Here is a 14,678-nt window from a genome sequence, read left to right on the forward strand (position 1 = left end):
ATCCGTTCTCTGGTGTGTATGATCCCAGCGACAACGATATCCTCACCGCGAGCTTGGACGCCCTCCGAGTTGATGAAGAACTCCTTTTCAACCAAACTGTAAAAGTTCGTCTCATTCATGTCGGAGCGCAAGAAAGCAGCCGTGTATGCATCCGCAGCTTCGGTAGCCCATTCGTGCTGTAATTCTTCTTTACCCAAATATGCCATGATTATCTCTTGTCATGTTGGAACGCCTTATGCGGCTACATTATTAAAAATATAGCTATCAAAGGCGCGAAACGGTCCGTTCGTCGTAGGCGGGCTGCTCGTTTAAGGGCGAGGGCCGCGCGAAATGTCACTTTCAAACGGATCCTTGGTGCCTAGCTCCATTGCGGCATACCCATCGTCCTCTATAGCACTGTACAAAAGATCCACTGATTGGAATGGGGGGGTTAGGGGAAGTCCTGCAGAGGTCATCGCCCTAACAATCGCACGTACCAGGGTTGTCGAACGAGCGACGGGATCTAGTTTCGGATTTGCAATTTCCTGAAGAAGAGAAGTCTCGGCTGTGATGCCATAACTCGTAGCATGAGCCAACCAAGCTGCTGCGTTTCCAGTGGTAAGGCGATTAAGCGGAGAGTTTAACTCAGCGTTAGTGAAAGCACGAAGCCGAAGATAGGCTGGAAGGGTTGGATTTTGGGACATGGGGTACACCTCAAACGTCATAGGAAACGGAAAGCCGATAGAACGCCTATAATTGCGCCTGCGAAGCTGGAAGCAGAGGCAACTGAGGCGACTACTAGCGTGAAGTGCCGCATGGTCTGCGAAATACGCTCAACCCCTTTGCTCACAGGATCTGTCGCTGCTTTAACTCTCGCTACATGTGATTGGAGGTCCGCATCGATATGAACGTTTACGCCCATGTCTATCTGTTTACGCAAGGTTTGCAGGATACGTTTGTTCGTTGCCTCCTGCCCTTCGATGCGGTTTGAGGATTTAGCAATTGCTTCTGATATTCTGGTCAGGGCTCGATGTTGGTCATGCGCATTGTGCAGAAATGCGCGTAGGTCGTGCAAAAGAATTTCTGCTCGTTCTGGGTCATCATTGAAATTTGTCATCGGGTCGCTTTCTTCTAGTATTTTCGTGGTCGAATTGCTGGGTTGGGACGGCCGACTCTTGTCAAAGCACCTCTACGGCGCAGGGCAGAATTTGGGGCTAGTCGCTTGTGAATAGAGGGCGCGCGAAACTCTGCGTCCGTGAGTATTCCGTTCAGCCGTGAGATCGCTTTAGGACTGTCGAACTCAATGCCCCTTATCTTCTCGCTATCGGAAAGAACCGGAAGGACCTGCTCGCCGTAGGGGCGCATGCGCGTTAACTCTTTTGCAGCTTTTCTTCGGCGGCCTTCGCTAAGCTCCAGCTCTTCCGCAACTGCACGTCCAGCGCGCTGTAAGTGGCTTCGTCGCTGAGTAAGCCACGTAACGCTTCCAGCGACTTGATCTGCGAGCGCATGAGCAACGTCGTGCAGGCTGCGATACCATCCAGCTGAGCTTGCAACTTCTTCGTCGAGCGCGCTTCTAAGCCGCTCAATGCTTCGACTGAGGTCTCGCACGCCGTCACCAACCGCTCTACGCAGGTGAGCAAATCGCGCTCCAATGCTGTCAATGGCTCCATCATTTATTCCTCCAAAATTTGGATGCAGTAAACCGGTTTGTCTGCCAGTTTGCAGGTGCTCAGTATGGTCTTGTCGGGGTCTAGCGTGAGCAAGGTTCGTTCGTCCTGGTCGATCCGAGTCAGGCCTAGTTCCGACAGCTCCGCACGCGTCAGCACGAGCGTCCAAAACCAGCTCGCGGCCATCATCAAGGCGATCCCCGTCACGAATAGTCCCGAAATGACCCAAGGCGAGATCGTCAGCCAGCGCCTGATTTGTTCGGTCCGGGTCTCGAAGAAGCTCCTGTTCTCGCGTAGAAAGTGGTGCGTATCGCTTTCGATGATACGCCGCGCGTCGCTCGCAATGACCGTCAAATCGCAACTGAAGCTCTCCAACTGGGATGCCATCGAGGCGGCGTAATCTTTGCGTATCGTTTCCAGCTCTGCATTCAGTTTTTCGCTCAGCCGGGTCGGCTTGCCAGTGTTCATGGAAAATTTCTCCTTTCAGACGCCAGCGCTCGCTTGTCTCGGGGTCCTGCACTGTGAGGTAAGCCTTGCTGACTCGGGGCAAGGAGAACCCGGCCTCCGTAAAGGCCTCGACCATTGTTGCGCGATCCTGGATCATGCCCAGCGAGATTTGATCTAGGACCCACGCGTGCAGCTCGTCCCGGCCTTGAGCCCGGGTCGGGGCTTCGCTGGTGTCACGGACTACTTGCGCGCGTTCCAGCTCCATTGGGTCAGCCCAGCCGTGTCTGTGGTTCATCAGATCGCGTAGGCTGTCATAGGCGTCCTGATAGCCGGGTGGGGCGACGTTAAGACTGCGCCCGGAAGTTAGCTCTAGGCGCGGGCTGCAGAAGTGCAACTCGACACGGTCTTGGTGACTATGGCGCACCCAGAGGATGTCGTATTGTTCACCGTCTAGCCCGGCGAAAGCCAGCTGCTCGAAGGCGCCCATGACCTCGGCCTGCTGCGCTTCGCTCGGCGCATCCTCTGAGGCAAAGCTGATCACGCCCGCGCGGTAAGTCCAATTGTAGCAGATGGCATCAATTAGGGCTTTAGTGCGCTCTGAGTTGCCGCGCAAAACCTCGGGCCGAGGGTCACGTGCCACAGTCATGGGCAAGCCATCGGTATCGCGGATCAGGTTGCGGTTTTTGTCGTGGGCTAGCACGCTGTTGGCGACCAAGTAGTTTACCGGTCCAGCGCCTCCGCCTTTGCCGTGGGGGAAGAACTTGATCAGCATCGCCGCGCCTCGTCGAGGAGCTGCCCAAGCTGGCGTTCAATCACACACAGGCGACGCGCGATAGCAAGGCAGTTGACGTCGGTGCGACCGCTCAGCATCGCGTGATTCAGCCAGCGCGCGATCTGGTTAAGATTGCCGCCGATGCGGCCCGCAGCCATCACCAAAGCTGGATCGACGCGCGGAACAGGTTTGCGCCGCCGGGTTTTGGTCAAGCCGAGAGCCTCGCGCAGCAGCGTCGCCGCAGGCAGGCCTGCGGCCTGCGCCTTGGCGCGCAGCATGGACTTTTCGGCTGCGGTACAGCGGAAGGCGAATGTCTCAACCAGCGGCTCCTTTACGGGGAGGCGGCTTGCACTTGTGGGGTTCGAAGGGGGGGGCTGCCGCCCCTCGGAAGGTCCCGTGTCATCTGCGCCAGCGTTTGACATGGGTCGCCTTGCTATTTCTTCAGACTGCATGCTTTCTCTCCCCTATAATCGGGGCGGATTCCTGCGCCTGACGGATGAGATTCCTTAGAATGCGCAACTGTGCCTGCCATTCTGCGCTGGCCGCCGGAGCAGGTATCCGTCCTGGCAGCCAGAAGCCCAAGTGATGCCCGTGCGGTGACAGGGGAAGGCTGCGCTCGAGGGTTGCCATCCCCTCTAGGGCCAGCCTTGCATCCCAGTCCCGTACAAAGACGATGCCCCGTGGGAGAAATACCAAGGTCTTGTCACTCGGGCACTTTTCGCCGGGCAGCCCTACATAAGGCAAACCTGGCGTAGACTCGTCCCCCTGTTTCTTTCTAAGTTCTTGTTCTTTGTTCGGGGGGCGATCCTGTCTCCCTATTCCGGCCAGACCTGTCCCACTTTGCGGACAGAAATGCTCCCTTTCGCTATAGCTTAGCGGGACAACTTTGTCGTCATCTCGGCGCCGCTCTGCGGCACGCTTCAGGGTCGCTTCGGTGGGTCGATAACGGGAAGAGTTCCCTTTATTGGTCCCACGTTTGATAGTCATGTAACCGGCCGCCTCGACCTTGTTCAGCGCGCGCTTGACTGATTTGGCGTGCTTGCCAATGGCCGCTCCAATTGTCTGAAACGACGGATAGCTGACGCCAGTCCTATGATCTGCATGAGCTAGCGTTAAGTAGACAGCCACGCGCAATGCGTTATCATCCAGCTGGTGGTCTGTGACCATCTCCAACAGGTATTGCAGCTTGATGTCGCAAAATTTCGGAAGCTCAGACATCGATCGCCTCCTGAACATCGATGCCAGAATGCCGCGCACCTAAGGTCACCGAGATGTGTCCCATTCGGCTACCTAACCCATTGACCTTATTAGGGTCGAAACCGTCCCAAGTTCCCCAGCAGGAACATTGAAATTGTTTGATAATTTCCCGTTTCTGGCAGTTCTGCCGGGGTCGCCACAAATGATGCGTTATACGCCCCGGCCACCGTGCCTTCAGAGGAGGCAGCATGAAGGCTTATGATTTCGCTAAATGGGCCCGGCGCCGCAAGTCGTTGCATCAATGCAAGCGAAGTTTATGGCCCGCCAACAATCTGCCCATCGACTGAGAAATTCAGCACATCCAACCATGCTCCATAATCTCCTTCGCAAAAAACGCAGTCTTTGCCCTGCAGGCCAAAACCTTTATGTAGCTTGACGACAGCGCGGCCTGTCGGGCCTGCGGCGTGCAGCGCTTTTGCGAGGGCAGCAAAAAGGATCAACTTTGCATCGGATCAGTATTGACCGATCTGTTTTAACGGCATGAAGGACACTCAGATGACAAAAATCACTTTTCTCGGCCTTGGTGTGATGGGCTATCCGATGGCCGGACATTTGCAGGCCGCTGGCCATGATGTAACCGTTTACAATCGCACGGCGGCCAAGGCGCAAAAGTGGGTGGAGCAGCACGGTGGCACAAGCGCCGCGACGCCGGCCGAGGCTGCGCAGGGCGCCGAGATGGTCATGGCCTGCGTTGGGAACGATAACGATCTGCGCTCTGTCTGTCTGGGCGATGATGGGGCGTTCGCAACGATGCCCGAAGGCGCTCTTTTTGTCGATCACACAACCGTGTCGGCTAAGGTCACGTCAGAGCTTTATGCGGCGGCACAGGCCAAAGGCATCGGTTTTGTTGATGCGCCTGTATCGGGCGGACAGGCGGGTGCCGAGAACGGGCAGCTTTCCATCATGTGTGGCGGTGACAGCGCCGACTACGACCGCGCAGAGCCGGTGATGGATGTCTATGCCAAGCTGGTAAAACGCATCGGTGAAAGCGGTGCGGGCCAGTTGACCAAAATGTGCAACCAGATCGCCATCGCCGGTTTGGTGCAGGGCTTGTCAGAAGCGCTTCATTTCGCAACCAAAGCAGGTCTTGATGGCCACGATGTGGTCGAGGTGATCAGCCAGGGTGCCGCGGGCAGCTGGCAGATGGCGAACCGCTACGAGACGATGCTGGACGATCAATTCGAACATGGATTTGCCGTGGATTGGATGCGCAAGGATCTGGGCATCTGTCTGGACACTGCGGACGAAAACGGGGCCAGCCTGCCGGTCACTGCGCTGGTCGATCAGTTCTATAAAGATGTGCAGAAAATGGGCGGCGGGCGCTGGGATACATCCGCGCTCTACAAACGCCTACAGCGTGACTAAGGCGTCGGCCGCCTGCAAAGATAGATCGACGATATCTGGTAGAATTGCCTGCTGCCCCGACCGGGGCTGCGGGTCTTTGCATATCGGTATTTGTTGCGCCTTTGAAGCTGGAGCTAGCGTCTTACCTGTTTAGCAGAAAGACAACTTCATCGAAGGTTTGCCCTCTAGGGGATCACAGGTTTTTCAGAACAGAATAGGCGGCGCGGTAGCGGGTGAGCCCTTGTGCGAAGGCCTCTTGTAGATTGGAATCCGGTGCGACCGTTCTAGCGATCGGCGGTTGGACCGCGATGCTTGCATCCGCGCCGGTGGCCGCCATCATACCAAGCCGCGCAGCGCCCAGGGCAGCGCCGAAATCGCCATCGGCAGGCACATGCAATGGAAAGCCGAGTGTGTTAGCCAGAACTTGCAGCCAATAGGCGGACTTGGCCCCGCCCCCCATCGCAAGCGCGCCCTTGATTACCGTGCCGGTTCCCGCCAGCGCATCGCGGCAATCGGCGAAAGCATAGGCGACACCTTCCAATACCGCACGGGTCGCGTGCTTTGCATCGGTGGCGTGATCGAGGTGCAAGAACTGCCCGCGTATTTGCGCGTCATTGTGTGGTGTCCGCTCACCCCCCAGATAGGGCAGGAACAGCGTCCGGTTCGGCGCCTGCACCGGCCCCAAGTCAGCCGTCAGCGCAGCGGCGCTTTGCCCTGTTAGCCGCGACAACCACTCCAGCGCATCACTCGCGGCGAGGATCACGCCCATCTGGTGCCAGGTGTCCGGCACCGCGTGACAGAAACTATGGACCGCACTGGCCGGGTCAGGCCGGTAGGCATCATTCGCGGCAAACAGCACCCCTGATGTGCCCAGCGACAGAAACGCGGTTCCGTCCCGGATCACGCCCGCCCCGATGGCAGCGGCAGCATTATCTCCAGCGCCCCCCGCCACGGTCACATCTCTTGCGCCAAGGATCGCGGCCAGTGCCGGACGCAGCTTGCCCGAAGCGGCCGACCCTTCGACAAGGCGCGGCATCTGGGCGCGGCTTAGCTGACAGGCCGATAGCAGATCGTCAGACCAATCGCGGGCGGCGGTATCAAGCCACGCCGTCCCGGCAGCATCCGACATCTCGGAGACATGATCACCCGTCAGGAACAGCCGAAGCGCATCCTTTGGCAACAACACCTTGGCAATCCGGCCAAATATGTGCGGCTCGTGCTGGCGCACCCATTCGACCTTGGGGGCGGTGAAACCCGGAAAGACGATGTTGCCCGTGATCTTTCTGAACAGCGGGTCCCCGTCCATCTGCGCCGCTTGCACATGGCTGCGCGTGTCGTTCCATAACATGCAGGGTCGCAAAGGCGTGTCAGCCCCGTCAAACAGGGTGGCCCCGTGCATATGACCGGACAGGCCAATCCCGATCACCGCGCTGCAATCCACTCGTGCTGCCAGCGCGGTCAGCGCCACCTCTGCTGCGGCAAACCAGCATGCGGGGTCTTGTTCCGACCAACCGTTATGGGGCCGCTGCACGGTAAGCGGAACACTATGCTCCGCCAAAATCTCCTGCGCGTCATTGATCACAATCCCTTTGAGCGAAGAGGTTCCCAGATCAAGTCCAATGAACATCAGGCTGCCGCCTTGGGGTTCTTGCCCAGAATGATCATCGACAGAATGTCATCTTCGGTCACATCCTCTACCCGTTCAGTGCCAACCATCTGGCCGTTCTTCATCACCGACACACGGTCGCAAAGGTCCATCATCTCGCGGGTATCATGGCTAATCAGGAAAATCCCCAGTCCCTGCTTTTTCAACTCCTGAATAAGCTCTGCCACCATCGCGGTCTCGTGCACGCCCAGCGCCGCTGTCGGTTCGTCCATGATCAAAATTTTTGCATTGAAATAGACCGCCCGCGCAATCGCAACCGATTGCCGCTGCCCCCCCGACAAGGCCGACACCGGTTCCTTCAGCTTTTTGAAGTTCGGGTTCAGTCGGGCCATGATCTTGCGGGTTTCGGCCTCCATCCTGTCATCATCGACAAAGCCCAGCGATGTGGTCAATTCGCGCCCCAGGAACAGGTTCGACGCTGCATCAAGGTTATCGGCCAAAGCGAGCGTCTGATAGATCGTCTCGATGTTATGGTCCCGTGCATCCCGGGGCGAGGTGATAGAGACCCGCTTGCCGTTCACCCAGATCTCGCCGCTATCCATCTTGTAGGCGCCCGACAGCATCTTGATCAGCGTCGATTTACCGGCACCGTTGTGACCCAGCAGTCCCACAACTTCACCGGGGTAAAGTTCGATTGAGACATTATCGACCGCCTGCACACCGCCAAAGGCTATCGATACGTTTTTCATTTCAACAAGAGGTGTCGCCATCTACTTCGCCCCCGTGCGTTTTCTGTACTGGATATCAATGAACACGGCAAAGACCAGCACCGCACCGACCACGATGTTCTGCAATGGCGCATCGACGCCCACCATCGCCATACCGGATTGCAAGGACTGCATGATCAACGCCCCAAGGATCGCGCCATAAATCGTGCCAATCCCGCCCGACAGTGCAGTGCCGCCGATCACCGCCGCCGCAATGACACGCAACTCATCCAGCGTGCCCAGATCATTTGAGTGGTTCGCCAACCGCGCCGAAGCAACAACAGCGGAGATTGCGCAGAGCACGCCCATCAGCGCGAAGATCTTGACGGTCAGCATGCGCGTGTTGATCCCCGACAGCTCTGCCGCATCAGGATTACCGCCGGTCGCAAAGATATAGCGGCCAAAGCGGGTGCGCCGTGCGATCACTGTCATCACAATAGCGATCGCCAGCAGAAGCAGGACCGATATTGGCAAACCGTAAACCGGCGTGCACCCTTCGGCCACCGCGCAGCCGTATTTTTCGGGATCCCGAGCCACCACGCGAGAGGGTACCTGATAGCTGGTCAGCACACCGACAAACCCGGCGATTGCCGCGGCGCATAGGCCGGCCAGGCACAGCTCTGCCCACAGCGGTTTGACGGGGAAACCATGCGATACCTTGGTGCGCCGCGTGCGAAAAATCAGCAGAATACTGGCGAGAATGGCAATGATTCCCAAACCCCAGCTGAGCGGACCGCCGAGCGTGCCGTTGATCCCGCCAAAAGTCAGAAAGGTCTGGTCCAGCGGACCAATTGTCTGGCCGTTGGTCTGATACCAACCGACGTTGCGCCAGACCAGGAAGCCGCCGAGTGTTACGATAAAGGCGGGGATACCCTGATAGCCGATCAGCCAGCCGTTAAAGGCACCAATGAATGCGCCCAACACAACACCAGCGGCAATCGCAATCCACGGGATCGCCCAGTGACCGATCTCCAACCCCAAACCGGGCAGCCAGCGCACCTGCGTCATCGCCATCAGTGCAGAGCAGGCAGCGAGTATGGCACCAACACTCAGATCAATGTGACGGGTGACAATCACGAACACCATGCCCGTGGCCATAATCGCCACACTCGCAGTCTGGATGGTGAGGTTAAAGATATTGCGCGGCGTCAGGAAACGCCCGTCTGTCAGCACGTTGAACACCAGCGCCACCAGAATGAAAGCGCCGATCATGCCCAGCAACCGCGTGTCTACCTCAAGCGATTGCAACACATTGCGGGGCCGGTTGGCGGGGGCTGTATCGCTGGTCTGATCGCTCATCAGGCGGGCCTCATAGCTGTGGCGCAAGGCGTCGCGGTACATATCCGCAACGGCGCAAACTCAGGAAGAGAAAAAGGATTGTGCTCCGTTCAGGCGAACGGCGCTAAAGGGGGGCGGCAAAGGCACCACCCCCATAGTTCTTAGTTACAGGGTGCCGGACCGCTCGAGACGCCCTGGCACAACGCTTCTTGCGTGATCCAGCCTGCGTCGGTCACAGCGGTCAGGTTGTCTTGGGTGACCGGTACAGGAGCCAGAAAGCGGGCCATCATCTTGGTACCAGCAGGAGATTCCCACTCGGCCGCCCCTTCAACGGCGCTCATGTCGCCATCGTTCTTGGCCAGCGCCACAGCTGTTTCGGCAGCGGCCTTGCCCAGCTCGCGTGCATCTTTCCAGACCGACACGGTCTGCGTGCCCAGCGCGACACGGTTCAGAGCCGCATGATCACCATCCTGTCCAGAGACCGGAATGCCTTCCATGCCCTGCGCGGTCAGCGCGGCGACAACACCGCCCGCAGTCCCGTCATTCGATGCGACAACCGCGTCGACGCCGTTATCATTGGCGGTCAGGATCTGTTCCATATTGCGCTGCGCATTGGCGGGCAACCAACCGTCGGTATAGGCTTCGTCAACGATAGTGATGTCGCCCGCATCAATTGCGGCTTGCAGCACTTCCTGCTGGCCACCACGCAGAAAATCCGCGTTCGGATCGGTGGGCGACCCTTTGATCATGACATAGCGGCCCTTGGGAGCTTTGGCGAGAACAGCGGCTGCCTGCATCCGGCCCACTTCGACATTGTCGAAAGTCAGATAAAATGCGCGGGGATCTTCAATCAGGCGGTCATAGCCGACCACAGGGATACCTTCGGCGGCTGCAGCTTCGACAGCCGGGCCAATCGCGGCACTGTCCTGCGCAAGGATAATTAACGCGTCCACGCCCTGAGCGATCAGGCTTTCCACATCCGACAATTGCTTGGCTGAAGAAGACTGTGCATCAGCAGAAAGATAAGCCGCACCTGCAGCCTCAAGCGCACCTTTGATGGCGGCCTCGTCTGTTTTCCAGCGCTCTTCCTGAAAGTTTGACCAGCTGACGCCGACTGTCATGCTGTGATCATCTGCCCAAACAGCCGATGCAAAGCCTGCGACAGCCACGGCTGCCGCTGCGAATAATCTCTTCATGGTTTCCTCCCAGAATGATGTGCCCCCCCGACAGGGAAGGAACCGAGTCACGTCCCCGGTGACCTTAACCTTGTCCGATTAAATTCGATTGTCAAAATAAAAATATGACCTTTACCCAAACAATGTTAGAATATTGCTTTCCTTCGGGTGTTTTTAACGCCATTCTTTCGCAAGCACTTGTCTGCGCGTGCAGTTGGGGTCGCAATTAATTTAGGTCTTGAAAATATGGACGGTGATCTTTCCAGCACTGCGACGCCACCTCTTGAGGGATGCGGACCGGCCCTTGCCGATCAGTTAAGCCTGCCCAAACCTCTGCGTCAAAGGGTGTTTGAATATGTCCGTGGCCAAGGCCGTACGGCACGCAGTGACATCAGCCGTGCGCTTGGCATCAGCCCCGGCTCTGCAACCACGCTGACAGCAGATCTGATCCGGGCGAACCTTATCCGCGAAGTGGCGGACCCGGAGCGTGGACAGGGCAGAGGCAGGCCGCGCGTCGCGCTGGAGATCGTGCCGGAAGCGGGCCATGTTATTGGCATCAAACTGGGAGACGATCGGCATACGGCGGCCCTGTCGGATTTTGCAGGGCGGTTGATCTGCGACCTAACCCTACCTGCCAGTACCAAAGCCAGACCCTCGTATCAGATCGTGGACGAGATCGGGGCCCTCCTGACCGGACTACTTGAGAAAGCTGGCAAAACGTTGCGTGATGTCAGCGGCATCGGGATCGGCATGGTCGGTATTGTGGATCATGCGCAGGGTATTGTGCACTGGTCGCCCCTGCTCGACAGCACGGATCAAGCCTTTGGTGCCGCAGTCGAAGAACGTTTTGGCCTGCCAGTTGCCTTGGAAAACGATGCGAATATGCTGACGCTGTCCGAACTGTGGTTCGGCGCGGGGCGGGTGAAATCAGACTTTGCTGTTGTAACCCTCGAAAAAGGGGTGGGCATGGGGTTGGTGCTGAACAATCAACTTTATCGCGGGTCTTTCGGCATGGGGTTGGAGCTGGGCCATACCAAAGTGCAGATGGAAGGTGCGCTGTGCCGCTGCGGGCAGCGCGGCTGTCTGGAGGCTTATATCTCGGATGATGCCCTGACGCGCGAGGCGGCCACCGTTCTCAATCTGGCACCCGACACGGATGGTCCTGCTTCCACAATGGCCGCACTCTACCAGCAAGCCGCAGCGGGCCACGCGCCGGCGCTCCGCATATTCCAGCGAGCCGGGCGTTTTCTGGCGCTCGGGCTATCCAATGTCGTTCAGTTGTTCGATCCCGCGTTGCTCATCCTGTCGGGTGAACGCATGACCTATGAATTCATGTATGCCGACCATCTCAGCGCCGATGTGCAAGCGCTGGTGCTGTCGCAGAACAAGATGCCCTGCAAGATTGAAATACGCGGGCACCGGGATCTGCATTGGGCACGTGGCGCCACCGCGCGGGCGCTGGCGGACATGACCGACCGCCTGTTCAATACGGAAACGCCGGCATGAAGCAGGAACTTATCTGCGTTTTTGCGCTCTTGGCGCACCCGGCCATTGCTGGTGACGTCATATTCGAAGATCGCTCTTCGGGCCTGCCGGAGCATATCTATGCCGGCGGTTGGGAGCACTTTGTCGGCGGCGGCGTGGCGGTTTTCGATTGTGATGGCGACAGTTTGCCTGATCTTTTTGCAGCAGGTGGTGAAAGCCCCGCGAAGCTGATGCGCAATCGGGGAGATTTCACGTTCCAGACGGCAGCAGTCCCAGAGCTTACCGGCGTCACCGGAGCCTATCCATTGGACATGGATGCAGACGGCACCATCGATCTTTTTGTCCTCAGAGTAGGGCCGAATGTTGTGCTACGCGGCGGGGCGAAGTGCACCTTTACCAACGTAACAGAGGAGTGGGGCATTCCGACCGACTACCGCTGGAGCACCGCCTTTTCGGCGTGGTGGCAAGCGGATCAGGCGCGGCCACACCTTGCCGTAGGCAATTATGTGAACCGGGAAGACCCGGAGGGTCCGTTCGAGGCCTGCGATGACAATATCCTGCTTGAGCCGCAGCAGCAGGAATATGAAGCCAAAACCCTCACTCCGGGCTTTTGTGCACTTTCGCTTCTTGCCGCACAGGACGCCAGCGGACAACAGCGATTGCGGTTCTCGAACGATCGCCACTACTACGTCAGTGGCGGCAAAGAACAGATGTGGGATATCGCAGAAAGCCGTTTTCTGACCGACGAAGACGGCTGGCCCGATCTCTCGGTCTGGGGAATGGGGATCGCATCGCGCGACATCACCGGCGACGGGCGCGACGAGGTTGTGTTGACCTCGATGGGCGACCAGCTGTTTCAGATTGCCGCCAACGGCAGCTACCGCGCCGCGCCTTTCTCGATCGGCACCTATGCGCATCGACCCCACACCGGCGGCGATGGGCGCCCGTCCACCGGGTGGCACGCAGAATTCGGGGATGTAAATAACGACGGGCTGGCCGACCTCTTCATCGCCAAAGGCAACGTGGATCAGATGCCCGGCATGGCCACACGCGACCCAAACAATCTGTTGATGCAGCAAGCAGATGGTACCTTTACCGAGGCAGCGGCAGATGCCGGCATCGCAACGCTGGCGCGCTCACGCGGCGCGAGCCTTGCTGACTTTGACGGGGACGGGCGGCTTGATCTGGTAGTCATGAACCGCCGCGCCCCGATGGAGTTGTACCGCAATGCTACGCAAGAGACCGGCAGTTGGGTGAATATCATTCTGTTGCAAGAGGGAGGCAACCGAGATGCCATTGGCGCGAGGGTCGATGTGGTCGTCGGTGACAGATTGCAATCAGTCCAAAAGCTCGTGGGTGGCGGACACGCTGGCGGTCAGGCGCTGCCTTTGCATTTCGGGCTGGGCGCGGGTGTCGCCGCGCAGGTCGTTGTGACTTGGCCTGACGGGACGCGCAGCCCGCATCAGGTGCGCGCAGGCACAACCACAACTCTGCGAAAGCCTGATTAATGGCCTGGCACCGGCAATCCACTCGGGACAGTTCGCGGAATGCCCAACCGTCCGTTGACAGCCGCAGGGTCGGTCAGCGTCTGCAAGAAGGCGACGATATCCGTAATATCAGCCTCCGTCAGTGCCACGGGCGGGGTGCGTACCGCAGCGGCAATCGCCATGATCTGATCAATGTCGCGCAGCACTATGAAATCATCCGTTTCAAGCTGCGGCAGCCGTACACCTGCACCGTCAAAGCCACGCAGGCCGCTGACCGGATCGGCATGGTAGGAAATAAACTCGGCCAGATCTGCATGCCCGCCTGCATGACCATAAGGTGCAGTCAGCATCACGTTGCGCAGCGAAGGCGTGCGGAACGCGAACATATCCGCCGGATCACCCGTCACCAGATAGCGTCCTGCATCGCCATGACCTTGCTCGAACGGGGCGGATTTACCCGGACCGATCTGGGGTGCCGCCATTGCGTGAAAATCGTGATCTGTCTGGAACGGCCCACTGTGGCAAGTGCCGCAATTGGCGCGACCATAAAACAGGTCTGCACCCCGTTTGGCCGCACCCGAAAGCTTTGCCTGCCCGCGCAGAACCGCATCGAATGGTGTGCTGTCGGATCGCCATTCAAACGCCATAAAAGCCGCGATTGCGTTGGAAATATCGGTAAAGGCAATATCATCGGCACTGTCGATATGGGGATAGAAGGCTCGGAACCGCTGGCTGTATGCGGGCACAGCGGCCACACGTCGCGCAATCAGATCCCATGCGCCACCTTCGCCGGCAATCAGACCCTGGCGCACCAAGCGCCCGATTTCATTTTCCCGATAACCGCCCGCCATTTCGGCGGCACTCAGCACCGGGAACATCGTCTGCGCCGACAACACAGATGCAAACCCGGTGACCATATCGGCATCCATCGGGGTACGGATACCGCCGGGCTGGCTGGGGTCGGCCTGCAAGCGACCATCGTGGAACATCGTGCTGAATTCATATGCGCCCAAATTGAACAGCGCAGGCGCGTTGCGCGGAATGCGTTCATCCGGCAAATGCGCTGGATCGGCACGACGCTCGGCCCCCAGCCCCACGCCCCCTTCGCCAATCGCCAGCGGCACACCATCGGCCGTCCCCAGCGAGGGATGATGGCACGTGGCGCAGGCGATGTTGCGGTTGCCGGACAGGATCGGATCATAGAACAACAATTGGCCCAGCGCCGCTTCGACAGGATCGACCGGGGCGAACATCTCGTCCGTCACAGGTGGCGGCAAGGGGCCCGCATCCGCGATACCGCCGCTCAGGATCAGGACAATAAAAGAGAAAGCAAGGCGCATGGATAGATCCGGTTCATCCAAGAGTACGGATGTATATGACCATAAGAAGCTCAGTCTCACCAGTAGGCTGCTGC

At 58.5% G+C, this 14,678-nt stretch carries 13 protein-coding genes; 3 read left to right on the forward strand and 10 right to left on the reverse strand.

The window, feature by feature from the left end; all coding sequences use genetic code 11:
• Positions 1 to 700 precede the first annotated feature (700 nt).
• The 5 genes from Z945_RS0108120 to Z945_RS0108140 all read right to left on the reverse strand — a co-directional run bounded on the left by Z945_RS0108120 (position 701) and on the right by Z945_RS0108140 (position 4,083).
• The gene (locus Z945_RS0108120) at positions 701 to 1,096 is read right to left on the reverse strand and encodes a hypothetical protein (RefSeq protein WP_025051604.1); all 396 of its coding nucleotides are present in this window, start codon (positions 1,094 to 1,096) and stop codon (positions 701 to 703) included.
• 253 nt (positions 1,097 to 1,349) lie between these two features.
• Positions 1,350 to 1,652 (reverse strand): hypothetical protein, encoded by a 303-nt coding sequence (locus Z945_RS20845; RefSeq protein WP_025051605.1) that lies wholly within the window; start codon positions 1,650 to 1,652, stop codon positions 1,350 to 1,352.
• Positions 1,653 to 2,114: a hypothetical protein gene (locus tag Z945_RS20850; RefSeq protein WP_025051606.1), complete on the reverse strand. Its 462-nt coding sequence runs from the start codon at positions 2,112 to 2,114 to the stop codon at positions 1,653 to 1,655.
• A 744-nt stretch (positions 2,115 to 2,858) separates the two neighbouring features.
• On the reverse strand, positions 2,859 to 3,287 hold the full coding sequence (locus Z945_RS0108135; protein ID WP_241434482.1) for a plasmid mobilization protein: 429 nt from the start codon (positions 3,285 to 3,287) through the stop codon (positions 2,859 to 2,861).
• 19 nt (positions 3,288 to 3,306) lie between these two features.
• Positions 3,307 to 4,083 (reverse strand): helix-turn-helix domain-containing protein, encoded by a 777-nt coding sequence (locus Z945_RS0108140; RefSeq protein WP_025051608.1) that lies wholly within the window; start codon positions 4,081 to 4,083, stop codon positions 3,307 to 3,309.
• 534 nt (positions 4,084 to 4,617) lie between these two features.
• Between Z945_RS0108140 and Z945_RS0108150 the strand changes: the two genes are divergently transcribed.
• Complete coding sequence (locus Z945_RS0108150) at positions 4,618 to 5,487, forward strand: NAD(P)-dependent oxidoreductase (RefSeq protein WP_025051610.1); 870 nt, start codon at positions 4,618 to 4,620, stop codon at positions 5,485 to 5,487.
• Between the two features lie 172 nt (positions 5,488 to 5,659).
• Here Z945_RS0108150 and xylB read toward each other — a convergent pair whose 3' ends face one another.
• The 4 genes from xylB to xylF form a co-directional block, all read right to left on the reverse strand.
• Positions 5,660 to 7,093: a xylulokinase gene (gene xylB / locus Z945_RS0108155; RefSeq protein WP_025051611.1), complete on the reverse strand. Its 1,434-nt coding sequence runs from the start codon at positions 7,091 to 7,093 to the stop codon at positions 5,660 to 5,662.
• Positions 7,093 to 7,842 (reverse strand): ATP-binding cassette domain-containing protein, encoded by a 750-nt coding sequence (locus Z945_RS0108160; protein ID WP_025051612.1) that lies wholly within the window; start codon positions 7,840 to 7,842, stop codon positions 7,093 to 7,095. Before Z945_RS0108160 ends, xylB begins: the two co-directional genes overlap by 1 nt.
• Complete coding sequence (locus Z945_RS0108165; protein WP_025051613.1) at positions 7,843 to 9,138, reverse strand: sugar ABC transporter permease; 1,296 nt, start codon at positions 9,136 to 9,138, stop codon at positions 7,843 to 7,845.
• A gap of 140 nt (positions 9,139 to 9,278) precedes the next feature.
• On the reverse strand, positions 9,279 to 10,313 hold the full coding sequence (gene xylF, locus Z945_RS0108170) for a D-xylose ABC transporter substrate-binding protein (protein ID WP_025051614.1): 1,035 nt from the start codon (positions 10,311 to 10,313) through the stop codon (positions 9,279 to 9,281).
• 225 nt (positions 10,314 to 10,538) lie between these two features.
• Here xylF and Z945_RS0108175 point away from each other — a divergent pair, with 225 nt between their 5' ends.
• Positions 10,539 to 11,798: an ROK family transcriptional regulator gene (locus Z945_RS0108175; RefSeq protein ID WP_025051615.1), complete on the forward strand. Its 1,260-nt coding sequence runs from the start codon at positions 10,539 to 10,541 to the stop codon at positions 11,796 to 11,798.
• Positions 11,795 to 13,285, forward strand: coding sequence for a CRTAC1 family protein (locus tag Z945_RS0108180; RefSeq protein ID WP_025051616.1), 1,491 nt, complete (start codon positions 11,795 to 11,797; stop codon positions 13,283 to 13,285). Before Z945_RS0108175 ends, Z945_RS0108180 begins: the two co-directional genes overlap by 4 nt.
• On the opposite strand, the gene Z945_RS0108185 is transcribed toward Z945_RS0108180, so the two are convergent.
• Complete coding sequence (locus Z945_RS0108185) at positions 13,282 to 14,604, reverse strand: cytochrome-c peroxidase (protein WP_025051617.1); 1,323 nt, start codon at positions 14,602 to 14,604, stop codon at positions 13,282 to 13,284. The genes Z945_RS0108180 and Z945_RS0108185 overlap by 4 nt on opposite strands.
• Positions 14,605 to 14,678 lie beyond the last annotated feature (74 nt).

The sequence above is a fragment of the Sulfitobacter noctilucae genome (assembly GCF_000622365.1).
GTDB lineage: Bacteria > Pseudomonadota > Alphaproteobacteria > Rhodobacterales > Rhodobacteraceae > Sulfitobacter > Sulfitobacter noctilucae.